General features: G+C 58.5%; 19 protein-coding genes and 1 pseudogene. 13 read left to right on the forward strand and 7 right to left on the reverse strand.

From position 1 onward, the window contains the following. Positions 1-37: 37 nt before the first annotated feature. Positions 38-340, reverse strand: a complete 303-nt coding sequence (locus IVB07_RS19365; RefSeq protein ID WP_247374880.1) for a hypothetical protein — start codon at positions 338-340, stop codon at positions 38-40. A 157-nt stretch (positions 341-497) separates the two neighbouring features. Further along, a complete protein-coding gene (locus IVB07_RS19370; protein WP_247338837.1) occupies positions 498-890 on the reverse strand; it encodes a response regulator in 393 nt (130 codons plus the stop codon). A gap of 565 nt (positions 891-1,455) precedes the next feature. On the opposite strand from IVB07_RS19370, the gene IVB07_RS19375 reads away from it, so the two are divergent. Then, a complete protein-coding gene (locus tag IVB07_RS19375) occupies positions 1,456-1,746 on the forward strand; it encodes a hypothetical protein (RefSeq protein ID WP_247374883.1) in 291 nt (96 codons plus the stop codon). A 227-nt stretch (positions 1,747-1,973) separates the two neighbouring features. Here the strand turns inward: IVB07_RS19375 and IVB07_RS19380 are convergent, their stop codons facing one another. Together IVB07_RS19380 and ligD are read right to left on the reverse strand one after the other, a co-directional pair. Continuing rightward, positions 1,974-2,306 carry a hypothetical protein gene (locus IVB07_RS19380; RefSeq protein WP_247374886.1) on the reverse strand — a complete coding sequence of 111 codons (333 nt, stop codon included), beginning with the start codon at positions 2,304-2,306 and terminating at the stop codon, positions 1,974-1,976. 1 nt (position 2,307) lies between these two features. Continuing rightward, positions 2,308-3,211 (reverse strand): annotated as a pseudogene (ligD, locus tag IVB07_RS19385) (non-homologous end-joining DNA ligase). A gap of 210 nt (positions 3,212-3,421) precedes the next feature. On the opposite strand from ligD, the gene IVB07_RS19390 reads away from it, so the two are divergent. After that, positions 3,422-3,682: a PepSY domain-containing protein gene (locus tag IVB07_RS19390; RefSeq protein ID WP_247338831.1), complete on the forward strand. Its 261-nt coding sequence runs from the start codon at positions 3,422-3,424 to the stop codon at positions 3,680-3,682. 30 nt (positions 3,683-3,712) lie between these two features. Here the strand turns inward: IVB07_RS19390 and IVB07_RS19395 are convergent, their stop codons facing one another. Together IVB07_RS19395 and IVB07_RS19400 are read right to left on the reverse strand one after the other, a co-directional pair. Next, a complete protein-coding gene (locus tag IVB07_RS19395) occupies positions 3,713-3,958 on the reverse strand; it encodes a hypothetical protein (RefSeq protein ID WP_247367708.1) in 246 nt (81 codons plus the stop codon). A 368-nt stretch (positions 3,959-4,326) separates the two neighbouring features. Beyond that, a complete protein-coding gene (locus IVB07_RS19400; protein WP_247367707.1) occupies positions 4,327-4,803 on the reverse strand; it encodes a cupin domain-containing protein in 477 nt (158 codons plus the stop codon). Between the two features lie 131 nt (positions 4,804-4,934). Between IVB07_RS19400 and IVB07_RS19405 the strand changes: the two genes are divergently transcribed. Beyond that, positions 4,935-5,663 carry a helix-turn-helix domain-containing protein gene (locus IVB07_RS19405; RefSeq protein ID WP_247374890.1) on the forward strand — a complete coding sequence of 243 codons (729 nt, stop codon included), beginning with the start codon at positions 4,935-4,937 and terminating at the stop codon, positions 5,661-5,663. Between the two features lie 805 nt (positions 5,664-6,468). On the opposite strand, the gene IVB07_RS19410 is transcribed toward IVB07_RS19405, so the two are convergent. Next, positions 6,469-7,443: an ABC transporter substrate-binding protein gene (locus IVB07_RS19410; RefSeq protein WP_247402075.1), complete on the reverse strand. Its 975-nt coding sequence runs from the start codon at positions 7,441-7,443 to the stop codon at positions 6,469-6,471. Between the two features lie 195 nt (positions 7,444-7,638). On the opposite strand from IVB07_RS19410, the gene IVB07_RS19415 reads away from it, so the two are divergent. The 10 genes from IVB07_RS19415 to IVB07_RS19460 all read left to right on the forward strand — a co-directional run bounded on the left by IVB07_RS19415 (position 7,639) and on the right by IVB07_RS19460 (position 17,022). After that, complete coding sequence (locus IVB07_RS19415; RefSeq protein ID WP_247402078.1) at positions 7,639-8,604, forward strand: ABC transporter substrate-binding protein; 966 nt, start codon at positions 7,639-7,641, stop codon at positions 8,602-8,604. Positions 8,605-8,888: 284 nt separating this feature from the next. Next, positions 8,889-10,277, forward strand: coding sequence for a hypothetical protein (locus IVB07_RS19420; protein ID WP_247767778.1), 1,389 nt, complete (start codon positions 8,889-8,891; stop codon positions 10,275-10,277). An 89-nt stretch (positions 10,278-10,366) separates the two neighbouring features. Next, positions 10,367-11,515, forward strand: coding sequence for a hypothetical protein (locus IVB07_RS19425; protein WP_247412785.1), 1,149 nt, complete (start codon positions 10,367-10,369; stop codon positions 11,513-11,515). Between the two features lie 461 nt (positions 11,516-11,976). Further along, positions 11,977-12,144, forward strand: a complete 168-nt coding sequence (locus tag IVB07_RS19430) for a hypothetical protein (RefSeq protein WP_247338814.1) — start codon at positions 11,977-11,979, stop codon at positions 12,142-12,144. Positions 12,145-13,055: 911 nt separating this feature from the next. Continuing rightward, positions 13,056-13,583, forward strand: coding sequence for a hypothetical protein (locus tag IVB07_RS19435; RefSeq protein ID WP_247412623.1), 528 nt, complete (start codon positions 13,056-13,058; stop codon positions 13,581-13,583). Positions 13,584-13,616: 33 nt separating this feature from the next. Further along, complete coding sequence (locus IVB07_RS19440; RefSeq protein ID WP_247767779.1) at positions 13,617-13,829, forward strand: helix-turn-helix domain-containing protein; 213 nt, start codon at positions 13,617-13,619, stop codon at positions 13,827-13,829. 47 nt (positions 13,830-13,876) lie between these two features. Continuing rightward, entirely contained in the window at positions 13,877-14,350 is a 474-nt protein-coding gene (locus IVB07_RS19445; protein ID WP_247564001.1) for a transposase, read from the forward strand. Then, positions 14,331-14,684: an IS66 family insertion sequence element accessory protein TnpB gene (gene tnpB, locus IVB07_RS19450; RefSeq protein WP_148750250.1), complete on the forward strand. Its 354-nt coding sequence runs from the start codon at positions 14,331-14,333 to the stop codon at positions 14,682-14,684. Before IVB07_RS19445 ends, tnpB begins: the two co-directional genes overlap by 20 nt. 52 nt (positions 14,685-14,736) lie before the next feature. Continuing rightward, complete coding sequence (locus IVB07_RS19455; RefSeq protein ID WP_247384585.1) at positions 14,737-16,308, forward strand: IS66 family transposase; 1,572 nt, start codon at positions 14,737-14,739, stop codon at positions 16,306-16,308. Between the two features lie 111 nt (positions 16,309-16,419). Then, positions 16,420-17,022 carry a hypothetical protein gene (locus tag IVB07_RS19460; protein ID WP_247412617.1) on the forward strand — a complete coding sequence of 201 codons (603 nt, stop codon included), beginning with the start codon at positions 16,420-16,422 and terminating at the stop codon, positions 17,020-17,022. Positions 17,023-17,502: the final 480 nt, after the last annotated feature.

A 17,502-nucleotide genomic window follows, 5' to 3' on the forward strand; every position in this document is an offset into this window, starting at 1 on the left:
CCGACCAGTTTCGCTATCGGCACCGCGAGGGAGGCAATCAGTTGGAGCGCCGGGAACGGGAAAACTTGAAGGCAGCAGAAACCCTCTCGTAGGCTTCGAGGGCAGCGTCGGTCGATAGTTCGATCATTTCTCGGAACCGTCCATCGCTCACGTGCGTGAAGCTTTGGCGTATGGCTTCGGTGAGTTCACCATCGCTGACAGATGGTCCCTTGGGGGTCGTTCGCCCCGTAAGCTGATTAAATAAATTTAGCCGGTAGGTGTCTGCCGCGACTTGCAAGGCCCGGTCGTGCAGGTCGTCCGCCTTGCGCATCTTTATCGGCTGCCTGGAAAGGTTGAACATTTCGGTTACAATATCCGCAATTCCCAATATCAAATACGTGAGGTTCTCATCGTTCCTGAGAGCCGGGTACGCAAAGGCGTGCCTCGTTAGGTCCGCTGAGGGTCAAAAGCGTCGGTCCAACGCTCACTGCAAACTTCCGGTCTAACTGGGGCGCGGCTTAATCATGTGGCGGGGGCATCTCGTTGAGCAGCTGAGACACGGCCGTGACGACCTGTGCAGGCGCGAATGGCTTGTTCAAAAGAAGGCTATTCGGCACGCCGTGAGACGGCCACTCATTAGCCGCCGCCCCGGTCATGTAGACCACCGGTATCTCTGGATTGACTTCTCTGGCGCGCTTCGCAACATCCCAGCCGGTGAGCGTGCCTTTCAAGTGAATGTCGGTAAGCAGCGCGCGATAGTTCGTCGCGTCGTCTTGAAGCAGCGTGATCGCTTCCTCGCCAGAGCCAACAATCTCCGTTTCAAATCCACCTTCCGTAAGCGCGGCTTCAACCAATTCTTGAATTAATCGCTCGTCCTCAACCACAAGGACCAGCAATAAAGTATTTTCCACTTACCCTGCCTCCGACGCGCTCCTGCGGCCCATGCCAAGTTCCAAAGTGCACATAAGTTCCGCGCCTGAAACTAAGCAGCAGGGGCAGAGCGTCAGCTGGTCTTCGGCGGCTTGCTCCTAAGACGGCCGAGAGCGCCACTCCCGGGTGAGAAGGTACCGGTCGGTGTATTCCGCGTGGCCGCAACTCGCGCATATAAACTCGTGGACCGTTACCGATCCTGTCGGGTGACGAACCAGTTCGGACCTGAACCATCGCATTGCGACGTCGCAGGATGAACAATTTGGGGTTTCCGTGCAAAGTGAATGTTGGCCCATGGGCGCGAGCCTAGCCGACCACCAGCCACCAAGTTGTATCAAAAGATATCTAGGGCAGGTGAGAACAAAGGTGATCTCAAAACTGGTTGTGAGCCCGCCACGGCTGACCGGACTTCGTCGTCCGCTTGGGTCACAAGCTGCCCATAGCAGACTGCTTCACCTTGGTCGGGTCATCACCCGGAAGCAGACGTTGTGGCTCTCCGAGTGAAGGTCATCCATCATTCGCGTGACCAACCTGCGAGAGCCGACATTGACCGGCGTCATCGCGGCGCCGACAGATCCACTGTTCACGCTGGCCGATCAGACAATCTCTCGATCAGTACCGACCCATATTCGCAGAGACGCCGTTGTCATGCTGGCAATAGCCTTATGGTTGGGCGAAGTGAAGTCAGAGGACGTTGGGCAAGCCGCGAAAATATTTGTGCGCGCAGCGTGGAAAGAGGACAGCGTAGACCCGGGCTTTGTCTCGCTGGATGCACCGGCGTTTCGAGGCGGTAAGACGCCGCTGTTAGACAGGCTTAGCGCCGGCCATTGGTCCTAATCAAAGCGCGGCCGAGCTAGAGCACGGGCTCGCTGGTTCACGCTAGCGGGCCTCTCTATCTTGTGCCGCAAGTAGGACCGGGCGGCGTCTCAGGCTTGGCGGCAATATTCGCGTCAGATCACACCGGCTCCTATGTCTTGCGGAAGAACCGGGCCAGATCCGCCAATCGGCCGAAGCTGAACCGAAAGCCCGCTGGCGGTCGCGGTCGGTCGGCTTCCGAGGAAGCATTACAGCGGGGGCAAGGATCGCCGGCTGCGCCGCAGCCGCAGGCGTGTGGACCATCCCAAGAGTGGTCCGGGTGGGCTTCGCATACCCAGCCAGTATCTTGGCAGGCGGCGCAGTTCATGGATCAACCTTCGGGGCATCCGATGTTGGCCTCGGATGCACCCGCGCGTCGACCATGACCTCGGTGAGGCATCGCGCAGGCTGTCACGATCGAGAATGCGGATCAGCGCGTCGATGGTGGCCGTGGCATCGCGCTCGTGCGTGAGGTAGTCGGCCAGCGCCATCATGGCGAGGTCGTAGCTCTGCTCGATCTGCTCGGCGGGAGTCAGGCGCACATCAGAGGTCCTCCCGGATGCCCTTGAAGGACGGGTGCCGGACCTTGCCCTCGGCGGACTTGCCCCGATACTCGACCTCCGCGAGGAGCTTCGGCTCGACCCAGAAACCCTTGTGCGACACCCGCTTCGTGTAGGGTTGCGTTTTCCTGATCAGCGGCTTCAGGAGCTTCCGCAGCTCGGTCTCGGACTCCTTGTCGAAGCCGTGGTCGACCTTGCCGGCGTAGATGAACTCATCGCCCATGTGTCGACCGACAAAGAGGCCGTCCCATTTGCTGCCGTCCAGCGCGAACCCGGCGATGGCCAGCGTCTCGCGGTGGGCGCAGGTGGTCTTGACCCAGTAGTCGCCGCGTATGGCGAGCTGCCGACCTTGGAGACGATGCCCTCCAGCCCTGCTTTGCAGGCCCCGCGGTATAGCTCGGCACCGCCGATCTCGAAGTGCTCGCTGAGCTCGATCGCGGTGCCCGCGATCACCGGCTTCAGCAGGGCCTTGCGGTCGACGAGCGGCACCCTCCGAAGGTCTCGCCCGTTGAGGTACAGCATATCGAACGCCACCATCACGATGTTCTCGGCGGTCCCCCTGAGGCTGTTCTGGAGCATCGAGAAGTCGGTCTTGCCGCCTTCGCCAGGAACGACGACCTCGCCATCGATGATCACGGAGCCGACGCCGATCAAGTCGGCGTCGGTTGCGATCTTGCGGAAGCGCTTGGTCCAGTCGTGGCCGCGCCAGGTGTAAACCTTTATCGCACCATGTGGAGCTGGGCGCGGTAGCCGTCGTACTTGATCTCGTGGAGCCAGCGCTCCCCGCGCGGAACCCGCTCGACCATCTGGGCGAGGAGCGGCTCGATGAAGCCGGGATACGGCGTTTTCACCCCAATCGCGCTTGCCTTCTTACGCTGAGACGCCACTGACAAACTCCACGACGCAACACACAGGGACTGGAGTCTCGCTTGGTGAATTTGTTCCCCGACCGAAGTTGGACCGGTCGGGAAATGTTGCAGCATCGCCCAGTGGAGCTTCATGGCGCAGAGCGACAACGCTGACGTTTTTTTCAGCAAACCCTGAAGCAACGAATACTCGCTCGCCTCGTTGCAGGTGACCCGGATAGGAGACGATTTATGCGCAAACTCGCCGCCGCTACCGCTTTGGCCTCGATCTTGTTGGCCCCCCCATTCGCCTACGCTGATCAGCCTGGGCCAGATTGGATGCCCATGGAACAGGTCCAGGCAAAGCTTATGCAATCTGGCTATTCGCAGGTTACGAAGCTCGAAGCCGATGATGGCCATTGGGAGGGTGAAGGCATCAAGGGCGGCAAGAAGATGGAGTTCCATGCCGATCCACGGACTGGTCAGATCACCTCAGAGAAGCAAGATGATTGACGCCGTGGGAGCCCGCCAACTCAGGCAGCCTTACTCTCTTCGTGCGGGCAGGACGACAGCGGCGATGGTGGGCTCGCTGCCCGGCCTGACGTCGGCGCCGCGCTTCCCACACGCCTTGCAGACGAATCGCGGCGCGAGATCGGAGAGCCTGACCTCGTCCGGCCACTGGTCGGCGGCGTCGCGCCCCAGGATGACGTTGTGGCTGGCGTTGCGCAGGCAGAAGACGATGAGACCACGAACGCCGGCCGAGCGCATTTCACCCAGCGTGATCTTCACCGGGCGGCCATCAGGTAGGTTCCGGTTTTCGTGGGGGCAGGCTTGCGCATTTCGCGCTCAAACCCCGCGTCGGCCGGTTGGCAAATTGGCGATAGGTGGGAGGTGGGAACGGCGCTCAGCTACCGCTGGTCGTGGGTGTGGACAGAGGCCGCAACTGAGGCGACTCAGCTACAGCACGCGCCCTTACCGTTCTCTTGCATCGGCGGGCACGAAACGGTGCCGAAGGAACAGAACACGCAGCAGTTGCCAGGGACGGCTTCAGGCGCCACGTTGACGACGGTCCGGATGTCCCATCCAGGGATTAAATGGACAGTCCGCTCGCAGCGGCCAAGCTCATTTGCGAGCCCACGTCACAGGCGAACGACCTTCTAATGATGTCTGACCGGAATCAGCGAAGGACCATTCAGGCTAACCGGCAGTATTTCGAAGAGCACGTGCACCATAGGTGTATCCGTCTTGTTAAAAACGGTGTGGTTTATATCCCCAGATTCAAAGAAGAAATCGCCCGGGGCGTAAACTACAGTCTTATCCGGCAAGACGTAAGTCATGTAGCCGGAGGTGACTTGGCGGATGCCCGGGCCCTCGTGATTGTGCTCACCCACATGTCCGCCGGGCGCAAGCGTCAACTCGGTGACTCTGAGCTTGTACTTTCCATTGATCTCCTTGAGAAATCCTTCAAGCGGCGCCTCGAACTTGATTTTGGCGACCAAGCCGCTGGTATCGACTTTGACTGGGCTTACGCCTACTTGCGCGCGCGCTTCGCCGGCCTGTCCAAGCAATGCCGCGAACGGTGCCGTTGCGAGAGCCAGAAGAAAATCGCGTCTGACGGGTTTATCGTTTGGCATGATAAATCTCCTGTTGCCGCTAGTCGACGCCAATGGCTATCGAAGCTGCAGCGTAAGCCGCTCGCCGGGCGCTAAACTAGTGCGTAGACCGGACTACTTCCGCACCCCTGCGCGGCGTGATACGCTCAATCATGCACCGTTACGGCCAATATTGTCCCGTGGCGCGAGCGGCGGAAATCCTTGCCGACCGTTGGACCGTGCTCATTGTCCGCGAGCTGCTTGCCAACGTTAATCACTTCAACGAACTTGAGCGCGGTCTTCCTCGCATGTCCCGCACACTGCTTGCGGGACGGCTGCGGCGATTGCAGCAAGCCGGCGTGTTGGAACGGCGCGGTGCCCCACGGGGCAAGCAGACTGAATACCGACTGACATCCGCCGGGCGCGACCTGCAACCGATTATCGACCAATTTGGCGGATGGGGAGCGCGCTGGGCTTTCGGTGATCCGCGGCCGAACGAACTCGATCCCGTCGTCCTGCTGTGGTGGATGCGGCGCCGCGTGCGCATCGAGGCCGTAGGGAAACGCCGCGTCGTGATCCAGTTCGACTTCGGTGGTGGGCCGAGGCGGCGCTATTGGCTTCTGATCGAGCGCGCGGATGTTTCGGTCTGTCTCAAGAATCCCGGTTTCGATATCGATGTGATCGTCTCGACGGACATCGTGGCGTTTTATAGAGTTTGGCTGGGGCGCATAAGCTTCTCCGAAGCCTTGCATAGGCAGCAGGTCCGGCTGGACGGGACGCCCGCCGACCTTCGAGCTTTCTCGGGTTGGTTTGCTTGGAGTCCGATGGCAGACACGGTACGAGCTGCGCTGGCCGATCGGCGGACTGCGTCGTCCAACGATCGTCATCCCAAGCTAGACTAGCCAAAATGAGCGCAGGCCGAAGCTGTGCGTCGTTCGGTATGTCCGGGTGGGTCAAAGGCGGCGGTCCCCACTGGAGCGATGACTTCTGCTCTGCCCTGATTCCAGACCTGCCGCTGCACTGGGCAGCCGACGCAATGCGCCACAACCGGAAATTGACATTCGTCGCTGCGCTCGGTTAAGCAAGCGCTCAGTAGATGGCGCGCCCAATGGCCGAACAATCCAGCAGCGCGGGTGAGTACAGGTTCTTTCTCGACCTGTTCATCGTGCATCCAACCTTAGTGCCGGACCAAATCACCAGAAGCCTAAGAATGGAGCCCGACGTCACTCATTGTGTCGGCGCTCCCCGAAGAACCGCGAAGGGCACGCCCCTGTCCGGAACGTATGCTACCACGCGATGGCGGCGCAGCACGGAATACGTCGTCGAAGATCCAGGCTTTGCGTCTGAATTATCATGTCTGATCGGCGCACTGGTGCCTCACAAGGCGTTCTTTTCGGAGCTCAAAGCCAACGGCGGAACTGCAAGCATCATTATTCAATTCATGGACGGCTTTCTCGCCGACGAATTGTCCAGCGTAATGCTTGCTCGACTTTTGGAGCTCGATTTATCACTCGGGATCGAGTGCTACGCGGGTCTTCCAAAGTCGCGGACGGCTCAACGTGTTATGGAAAAAACAACGTATGTCCGGTTCGGGTCAAAGGCGGCGGTCCGCACCGGCGGCGGTGACTTCTGCTCTACCCCCGACTCCAGACCTGCCGCTGCACAGCGCCAACCGACGCAATGGGCCAGATGCGGAAGTCCCTGTCACTATTCGATTAGCTCATCGGCCCTCGCGAGCAATGATGGCGGCACGGTGAGACCGAGCGCCTTTGCAGTCCGCAGATTCATGCTCATCACATATTGCGCAGGCTGTTCGACCGGAATATCTGCAGGACGCTCGCCTTTAATGATTTTGTCTACCAATCGCGCGCTTTGACGGCCCAAGGACACCAAATCAGGTCCAAGACTTATCAGTCCCCCGGCAGCCACGGCCTCCCTAAAACCGTGGCAAGAGGGTAGCCCATTGACCAACGCGAGATCAGCTGTCTCCTTAATGCTGCCATATGTGAGCGAGCCGGAAACTACCAATAGAGCTTGCTGGCGAGTCTGCTTCATCTCATCGAACGCGCGTGGTAGGTCGTCAGCGGAATTTACGGCGACCCGCGTTAGTAAGACTTTTAAGCCCGGAGCAGACCGCTCCAATGATACCATCGCAAATGGAAAATTCGGATCGCCAACAGCTCCTAATATGGCCACGTTAGAAAGACCAGGCACAACCTCCGTCAAAAGTTGAAGCCGCTTCGCGTACGTTTCCTCGGCCGCTTCAAACGTCACCCCTGTCATATTGCCGCCGGGCTTGGCCAAGCTTCTTACAAGTCCGATATCTACAGGCGCGCCGACTGAAATAAATACTACAGGAATCTCAGCAGTCGCGGATTTTGCCGCGACGCCGCCAACAGTTCCTCCGACGACAAGAATATCGACGTATGGAAGCACTGCCAAAATGGCTTCTTTCATTTTCTCTACAGTTGGAGCGGCAAACTGTTGGCGGACCAGCCTGATGTTTTTGCCATCAACATATCCGAGTTCACGAAGACCGGTAAGCAATCCTTCCATACCCGCACTGCGAGATGCGGCGTCGACGTATCCGACCGTAGCGACCCTTGTGCGTTCCTGTGCCTGCGCTGTGGTCTGCCAAAAGGCGGCACTGAGAAGCGCACCAATAAAGCCACGGCGTTTCATGTCGTCCTCCAAGGACGTGTTGCGTGCGTCGGACTATAGCAGCGTCGCCATGGCGGAAGATATTACAATGAACCCCTCTGGTCCGCCCACCAATGGATAGGAGAACCCAGCACGCTTGACGATGCTCCATCTGCATCTCTCGATTATTGACTGCGAAGGTGCTAAAAATTCCGGGCGGTTTCTAAGGGTAGATCCATGCGCCCATTCGTAACCCGCCGTGCCTGGTTGACCAGCGGCCTTGCATTTCTTCTTGCGACAGGCGGGAAGAGTGAAGGATCGCGTCGGTGGCGCGTGGGATACCTTGATTCCGGGAGATCCCCAGTAGGCAGTAATACATTGAGAGGTGCGCTTCGCGCGCTGGGCTACGAGGAAGGAAGGAACCTCGTCATCGACGTTCGAGAGGCAAATGGGAAGTATGGCTTGCTTCCGGCTCTCGCTGATGAACTCGTGGCCCTGAACCCTGACGTCATCGTTGCAAACGCAACGCCGGCGATCGCAGCGGCACAGAAGGCGACTTCAACAATCCCGATTGTCATGTCGCCGGCGACAGATCCCATCGGATCTGGTTTCGTGGTAAGCTTCGCACATCCAGGCAGAAATATAACCGGTGTCGCCAATATGTTCGGCGACACAACCACAAAGATGCTGGACATCATTCGGTTGGTGTTTCCGACTGCAAAGAAGATTGGCATCTTGACTTCAAACAATCCTACTCATCCGCCCCTAGCCGCTCTTGCAGTGTCCGCAGCCGAAAAGCTTGGCATTTCAGCAACCCCTTTCGCAGCGAGAGACCCTGAAGATCTGGAGCTTGTGTTCGCTCAAATGAAGACGTCTCATTGTGACGTCGTTTACGTTCTTGCGGATCCACCGCGCCCCTCCTTACCTCAAATCGCGCTGCGGGCCAGCTTGCCGACTGTTTTTCAAGTGAACAGCTACGTGACCAACTATGAGGGGCTAATAAGCTACGGCCCTGACACCACAGTCTTCTTTAAGATGGCGGCTACGTACGTCGACCGGATTCTAAAAGGCAGCAAGCCAGCTGACATTCCGGTAGAGCAGCCCTCGGCGTTCCAGCTTGTTGTCAACCTGCGTGCTGCCAAAGCACTGCAGATAACAATCCCAGAGGGCGTCCTGCTAATGGCGGATCAGGTAATTGAGTAGCCAATGACGACTTCCGCTGTGGGTCAAACGCTGACGTTCGGCCGACAACGTGACAAGGTCGGCTCCTGGCCCAGCGGCGGACAGTCGTTCGACGAATTCCGGTCTACCCCGATAGCCAGACATAACTCATTCGTGAACCGCCACAGGGCGACCGCTGTCCTTGCGAGTGAACACAAGGGACGGCAAGGGCGACCAACCCTACAGCGGGAAGACTTGCCACGGCGCCTGCCTCCGGCTGCATGTCAGGACGCTCGAGGCAGCATTCCCGTTCCGGGAGGCGCGATATGCTGCAGTTGAAAGACAAGGTCGGACGGTTCGCGACGACAGGGCGCAGCTGCCAGAACTGGAAAAAGGATCAGGAACTGGTTATTTCGCTGCTCAACAAGATCGCCATTTCCGACGGCGGCGCCGAGAACACGCTCAAACCACAGATGGTCGTGACCGGTTATGCCAGCGACGGCCTTTACAACTCGATTCTGTACTTCCAGAAGAAGAACTTTCCCGGCACGCCTGACGGCTATGTTCGGCCTGCCGGTCCGACATTCAATCGGCTCGTTGAACTGTCGACGAAGGCGGCCGCCAAGCCCGCCCCGCCAAAGGGCCAATGGGACGCAATCGCGACTCCTTCCGTCGATGCTGCACTTCGCAAAGGTCTCATCGACGATTCAAAGCTGGACTACGCAGAGGTCGTTGACATCATCCGGGCTACCGTTGCAGACGGTATGGTCACCGCATTCGAGCTGGACGACCTGACCACCATTGCGAACACCTCCAGAACGCTCTCCCCCACCTCGAAAAAGCTCATCACGCTCTTCGTCGGAGAAGAATACAAGGAGAAGCGCGGGATCGGACCGTATGATCTCAATTCCGACCAGAAAAAACTAGCCGCGGAAATGGTCTGCGATTTCCTGAAAAATACGAGGACGACGTTCTTTCCGAAGCTCGACCCACACCGCGTCGGCATAGGTATTCTCAGGCGCATTGCGAAACCGAGCCTCATCAATCAAGACCAGGGAAGTCTGTGCGGGCCATCCGCCCTGATGTTCGGCTACGCGTCGGACAAGCCAGGGTCTTACGCGCGCTTCGCGATCGATCTCTATCAGAAGGGGCAGGCGAATCTTGGCCGCCTGCTGATCAAGCCGGGAAAGGATGTGAGGAACTTCACGCCACCCTGGTCGCTGGACCACGTCGACTGGCTGACGTGCGCCTCCATACGCGATTCGGAGAACTGGTTCCTGGATTTCGACGACACAGGCAAGATCAGCGATCTTGCGGGTGTCACCCTGCCGAGCGAAATGGAGCAATGGTTTCGCAAGGCAGGATACCGGGACGTGCGCGAGAATACCAACATTTCACGATTCAACAAAGACATCGACGATGTAAACGAAGCCAACCGGCTGCTCGACAGCGGATATCGCGTATGTCTTTTCACAAGCGCCAATATGATCGACTATGACGACCAGTCCGATAAAGGCTCCGCGCTTACGATGCACTGGGTCGTGCTGCGCGAGAAGATACAAGTGATGAACGGGTTCGTGAAGGCGAAGGTCTTCTCATATGGCGATGGAGACTATTTGATACCGCATCCGCAGGAAAAAACCCATGCCGTCAAGCCCCTCGCGGTTCGGGACTTTCTTATGAATTTCTATGGGTACGTTGCTGCCAAGGGGTGACCGGGGCCAGAAGCGCCAAGGCAAGACGATGCTGGCCACGCACGAGATGGCCTTCTCAGCCGATGTCTCCACCCGCGTCGGCTTCATGAATGCCGGCATCATGGCCGAGGATCGGCACGCCCGAGGAAACCATCCGCCAGCCGCGCAGCGAACGGCCGAAGGTTCAAAATTTCGCGTTGACGGTCCGAACTAGAACAGGAGAACCGGACATGGCCGCTTTCCAAGAGGTTTTCCGCCGCTCCGGCATCGATGAGGGCCGCAGCCCGCCAGGCATGGTGGTGCCGTTCGGCGGCTCCAACATCGTGGCTCTGATCGATCCCGGAAGAAAGCTCAAAGTCGATCCTAACCCCCATGCCCTCGGGATCAAGGAGATCGATGGCGCCGATACTCTTAGACGTGTCATGCAGACCAAAGACACCTTCTCCGCACCCGACATCGATCCGCAGCTCAGGGCGGCGTCACTTCCCGCCACCTTCAATGGCGATGCACGGTTTTTCGAAATCAATGGCCGGATCAAGCCGATTCCCTTTCCCGGTCTGGAGGTGGTGGCCCGGTCGGCCGGCCGGAAGATCGAAGCCAAGCTCTATGTTGTCGTGCTGCCGGAAATCAAGATCAAGGTGGCGTTCCGCAACGTCATGATTCCGGGCAGCGGCGGCGCTCCGGCTTTTCACGCCAAGAAGCCCTGCAGTGAGCAAGATGAATTGCTGACGATGAACAATATATGGAGGCCGCAGGCCAACATCCGCTTCGAGCGGGTGCCAACCGACTGGCTGGTCATCGACGACTCGCAGGCTGCCGTCAAACAGGAGCTCGCCAATGCGACTGGCATGAAGGATGCGAGCCTTGCGATCCTTCCCGATGTGATCGATGTCGAAAAACTGAAGAGCTTCTTCGCCAAACACAAAGTTCAAGGCGCCCATCTCACCATTTTCTGTGTCGACAAGCTTCGGTCCAAGGGCTCCTTTCCCAATGGCTCGTTTGCTCGATCGCTGGACCTTGCCTTCATCAGCTCGCAACGCGGGCCTAACACGTCTGCCCATGAAGCCGGGCATTTTCTCGGCTCCTACTCGAAGAGCGCGACCAAGCCCTGGGACAGCAACGGCCACACATTGGAGATCGATCCGAAAACCGGAAAAGAAAACAGGGCGGAAGACATCAAGATGCTGATGCGCGACGGAGGCGCCGGGTGGAAGATTCCGTTTAATCTCGTCAAGGAGTTCCGCGACTTCCCCGGCTAGCATCCAAAGCTCAGACGGCAGCTGGAAATCACTCCTGACGTCGAATGTCGCCTTTGGGCCACTTTCAGAATCGTGCAAGGCAGCAAATGGAATCAGCCTGTCGGGACGCTAGTGGAATCAAAATCGCAGGTACAGATACCGTTGTTGTGCGGGCCGCTTCGTCATGTAGACCGAGCGGGGGGGAATCCAAATTCTCCAATTGCGGGTTTGGTGGACTGGCCGTCTAATCGCGAGGCGAGCAAAGCTGGCGTGAGCCTGCTCTGATCCAGCCCTCGGAAGCGGGCCACCTACTTCGGAAGCACAGGCGGTTGGCCCGCTGGGCGGTTAAGCGATTTAGGGCACGCCATCGGACTGGCAACGCCAGTGACTTCGCGGACCATTGCGGTGCTGTGCGAGTGGACTGAATCCGGGCAACAGTTCCTCCCTGACCGATTTGATAGCCAACGATTTGGAATAAGTCGATGTTCCGGAATCTGTTCGCGGTCGCGCTGATGGTATCGACCAGCGCCGTGCTCGCGCACGATCACAATCGGCTTGATCTGTCGAAGTGGTTTGCGGAGCTTTATGACCGAAAGGGAGATCTGTGCTGCGATGGTAGCGAAGCGATGCATTTGTCAGAGGTAGATTGAGAGATCACCGGCAACCATCCATTACCGTGTCCGCGTGCCGACAACGCCTGGGGGCTTCGGGCGCGATGGCTGGCGCCACCAACGTGGAAACCGAGTGGGTTTACGTACCCGACGACGCCGTCATCGACGAGCCGAACAGGGCTAAAGCGACGCTGGTCTGGCCGCTCTATGGCCCGATGGGTGTGAGCATTCGCTGCTTCATACCCGGGACGATGAAGCGCCTCCGATTTTTAATCGGCGCAAGGCGGAGTTCGGCTTAGGGTCAAAAGCCGGCATCTGGGCGCTCTAAGATCTTCGTCTGCTTCCAACCCAAAAGCCGACCACTCCGCGCTCCGTGGTTGAGAGACGCTGCTTCGCGACCTGATCGTGGATTTCAACCGTAGCTATCAAGCTGAGCCGCAAAAGAGCGAACGCAAACAAAGCGATTTGGAGGAGGGAGTATCCCCTGATGTAGGATGGGCGATCAATGGAGCATGTACTCCACTGTGCGCTTACGCCGGGCGTCCTGCGCCTCCATCACCAGCGTTAGGAGTCGCAAGGGCCTTGTTGCGATCTAAATGGGTGCGTTGCCATCCTCAGTTTGAGCGCGGCCGTGGTTGCGGCGTTTGGTCTCTTCCTTAATTCGACGCGCGATATAAGCCTCAATGCTGCGCCACGTGACCTTGCGGGAGGATCCCTCTAGGTAGCTTTCGAGCTCGTTTGCATTAAGAAGCTCATAGGTTTTTGCCCGTCCTATCTTCAGCGTAGCCATAGTCTCGTTGACAGTGGCGACAAGCGCCCGCGGGTCGCGATCCGAGCCGTCACAAGTGCTGGGCATTGGATATTTTTTCCGTCGAAAGAGTCGAGACAGTTGCACTAACTTTCAACTCGTGCAAAATACGTATTACGTTTTTAACGCGGGCGCAAGAGGTATGTCAGATTACACGCTTTCCGATCTGTCAAGGGTCGCCGGGGCAAGGCCTAGGTCCGTTCAGCTGTGGGCAGACGCCGGTATCATCAAAGCCGCCTCGGCCACCGATCGGGCGGGTTCAGGGACGCACCGCCGGTTTAGTAGGCAAGAAGTGATCATAGCGTGCATCGTCGCAGCATTTGCGGAGCAGAAGATCGCTATAGGCGGTCTGACCCAGATAGCAAATCGCTTGAGAGCGCTGTCTGAGCTCCGTGACCGGACCCAGGGTAAGATCGATTTCTTGGAGGAAGCGCTTCGGGGAATAAGAGTATTTCTTGTCGTGAAGTGGGGATTGTTGAAGGGCAAGACCCAGATTGTTGGCTCGCTACTGGTGTCTGAAAAGGCGACTCCAACGATGGAATTCTTCTCCGCGTTTCGCTCAGCTGAAGAAATTTATGTCCACGGCAAGTGGGTGACAGTACCAATCAAAAAGTTCGATGTCGTGTCCATCACTGAGTGTCTGAAAGCACTTGGTCCGGCCGAAACGTGAAATCTTCAAATGCAAAATTTATGAGGGTGAACAGTGACTAAGCTAGCTGATGATTTGATGATCGGCGCAAAGCCGATTGCCACAGAATTAGGTGTGCCACTCAGGCAGGCCTTCTACCTGCTGGAGACGGGCAAAATTCCAGGTTTCAAAATCGGCGCCAAGTGGGCCGCTCGCAAATCCACTCTGAAGGCATTTGTGGACAACCTTGAACGTAAGCGCGAATTTCCCTGCACCTTTTGCTTTTGAGTGCTCTGATGCATGAGGTGTCCACCAAAATAGGTGGACACCTTGTGATGGCAGACGATGATCAGAAACTGCGGGTCAGGCTTGTTGGTCGGAACGGTCGCCGGCGCTACGAGGCGGCATCGAAGGAGCGTCTTGTCGCGAGTTGTCTTGAGCCTGGCGTTTCGGTATCGAGACTTGCGCTCGAACACGGGGTCAACGCGAACCTGCTTCGGAAATGGATCAAGAAGCACACCGCGACCAGGTCTCTCCCGCGGTCTCCCCCATCGGCGTTCATCCCGGTTCAACTTGAGGGGGCTTCCGATCGCGCCCTGTCGCGGGGGAGCAGCGTGGCGATGATGGGTTTGCCGGCGGCTTGCGATGAAGTGCGCGGGTCGGAACCCAAGGGGACTACAGCTTTTTGTTCTCCGGCCAAAGTGAGCGCGTCGCTGCCGAACGGCGTGAAGGTCGCGCTGGAATGCGGCGATGTGGATGCATTGACGGCGATCATCGGAGCCCTGGGCCATGTTCAGACTGGGCGGTGACCTGCAGGTCTATCTGCACCGTGAGCCGATCGACTTCCGGGCTGGCATCAACAGCCTTGCGGTTCTGGTCCAGGAGACGATGGCGCTCGATCCGTTCGCTCCGGCGGTTTTTGCGTTCTGCAATCGCCGTTGCGACCGGATGAAGTTGCTGTTCTTCGACCGGTCCGGCTTTGTGCTGGTCCTGAAGCGGCTGACCGAGGACAAGTTCCGATGGCCGCGCCGCCAGGAGGCGGTCGTCACGCTGACGACCGAGCAATTGCACTGGATCCTTGACGGCATCGATATCGATGCGATGGTCCGCCATCCGGTGCGGCAATATCAGGTTGCCGGCTGAGCTCTCGACTTGAGCGGTTGACGCGTCGGTACGGTTCAGATTCAAGAATCCGATGAATCGAACCGGCGAACCGAGTGTCGAAGCGCTGTTGGCGCGCATTGCTGCGCTGCAGGTGGAGAATCGTCAGCTCACGGAGCGCGTCGTCAGGCTCGAGGAAGAACTGGCGCTGGCACGCCTGCATCGTTTTGCGCCGCGCAGCGAAAAGCACGTCGACCGTCTGTTCAATGAAGCCGAGCAGGCCGCCGACGAGGATGATGCCGGCAGCGAAACGGACAATATCGCCGAACTTCCGGACACGGGCTTGCCACCCGTCGAAAGCACAACGGGAAAGAAGCGCGGCCGCAGACCGCTGCCGGCGAACCTGCCGCGTGAGCGGGTCGAGTATGACCTGCCCGACGATCAGAAGGCGTGTCCTTGCTGCCGTGGCCAGATGCATCGCATGGGCGAGACTGTCACCGAGCAACTTCATATCGAGGTGAAGGCGAAGGTTTTACAGAATGTGCGCTTCAAATATGGGTGCCGCCATTGCGATCGCACCGGGATCAATGCCCCTGTCGTGACCGCGCCGATGCCGACGCAGCCCTTGCCGGGCAGCGTTGCCACGGCCTCAACGCTGGCGTTCGCGCTGGTTCACAAATATGTCGATGGCACGCCGCTCTACCGTCTGGCGCAGGCCTTCGAACGCGCAGGTGTTCCTGTCAGCCGCGGCGCTTTGGGTCACTGGGTGATCGGCTCGAGCGAGAAGCATCTGCATCGCATCTCAGACGCCCTGAAGCTGCGGCTCAGACTGCAACCTCTCATCCATGGCGACGAGACGACGGTTCAGGTCCTGAAGGAGAAGGACAAAAAAGCCACCAGCACATCGTACATGTGGGCTTATCGCAGCGGCCAGGGCAGTCACGAGCCCATCGTTCTTCTGGATTATCAGCCGGGCCGCGGCCAGATCCACCCGCAGGCCTTCCTCGGCGATTACCGTGGCATCGTGATGAGTGACGGCTATACCGCATGGCGCACGCTGGAAGGGACCACCCACATTGGATGCATGGCCCACTCCCGACGGCGCTTTGTCGATGCCCTCAAGGCGAGGAAGAAGGGCGGCGGCCCGCCAGAGCAGGCGCTGCGGTTCTTCGAACAGCTTTACCGGGTTGAAAGGCAGGCGCGGGACGAAAAACCAGACAGAGGCGAAACGCCAGATCAATGCATTCGCCGCTTCCGCCAGCAACACAGCATTCCCGTCCTGAACGCCCTCAAGGAATGGCTCGATCAAATCGCCCCGAAGGTCTTGCCCGACAGCAAGCTTGGCGATGCCGTATCCTACACTCTGAACCAATGGTCATATCTGACGCGCTACACGCAAGACGGCAGGATGCCGATCGACAACAATCTCCTGGAGCGCGATATCAGAATCTTTGCCACTGGCAGAAAGAGCTGGCTGTTCAGCGACACCGTCGAGGGAGCCAGGGCCAGTGCCGTCGTCTACAGTCTGATGCTGACCTGCCGCGCCTCACGCGTCGAGCCGTTAGCCTGGTTGCGCCACGTGCTCACCGAATTGCCTCAGCGCGCCGACGACGCCGATATCACCGACCTGCTGCCCTTCAACTTCCCCAAAACCGCCGCTGCCTGAACGGGTCAGATGCCGCCCTCGATACGAAGGCCATCCGTCAAAAGCGCGGGCGTCATCGTGCGGAGAAAATCGCGCTTACCCTTGAACGTGCCGCAAAGCGAGTGTCGGATAGTGCACCACCCTAAAAGGCGGAATCTCGCCATCGCACCACACGAGGAACCGGGTTCAACAATTGAGCAGCTCGGTGGTCAGCTCAATTTTCGCAATAGCCACGTGCCTGGCTACATTCAAGGCGAAGCGGTGGAGCCTTTCGAGCCCGCCTGCCTCAAAGCGATGACCGGGGCTGAGCAGCAGCGCCGTCACAGACAGCGCAAGGTTAACACAAAACGTAATGCTCAATCGAGTAACGATCGCAGCTCGACTGTCGAAAAGAGGCAACCCGTTGATAATACGATTGCCCGGCTCTCCGAACACATTGCGGAGCCTTGGCAACGCATTGTCAACGCACCCTTAACGGTCGTTACGACAGCCGCTGTCCCGTTCGACGGCGAATGTCTTCCCAGTGGGCGAAACTCTCTTCGAGACATTCGTCAAAGAGGACTCTCGCCTCGCGGTCGAGCTCACCTGCAGGCGCATTACGCAATCTGGCAGACATCGCGCGTCGGTGGCGGAAACGACGTTGTGGTGATCCCGGGTGAGCGCATGATGGAATTTGTTGATCGCCTCATGGAGGCGGTCGGCATCAGCTCATCTCGTAGGCAGTACCAAAAATGAGCCCTCGATCCAGACAGCAGGGGCGCTATGTGCGTTTGCCAGAATACATGCTGGCAAGCCCTGCTTGGCGCGCCCTCGACGGCAATTGCCGCGCCCTCTACGTCGAGCTGGCGAGGCGCTACAGAGGTCCGGGATCAAACAACGGAAAGATCCCGTACAGCGTCAGGGAAGCAGCCACAGAGCTCGGCATTGGCCGGAGCACAGCACAAAGGTGCTTCGAGCGTCTCCAGGCTCTGGGGTTCATCAAAACAGGTAAACGAAGCGGGTTCAACATGAAGGGCAGGGTAGCCACCGAGTGGCTGCTGACCGAGTTCGCTGATGATCGGCACGGGCCCATTCGTGACGTATTCGGCTCCAAGGATTTCATGAGGTGGACGCCAGAGAATTCATTTCACAGTCCCACCACAGACATGCGAAGTCCCACCTGAGAGCCAGGTATGGTCTCCGGATGGGACCGTGTTGCCGGAGGGCAACGTTTAT

The organism is Bradyrhizobium sp. 172 (assembly GCF_023101065.1).
GTDB lineage: Bacteria > Pseudomonadota > Alphaproteobacteria > Rhizobiales > Xanthobacteraceae > Bradyrhizobium > Bradyrhizobium canariense_D.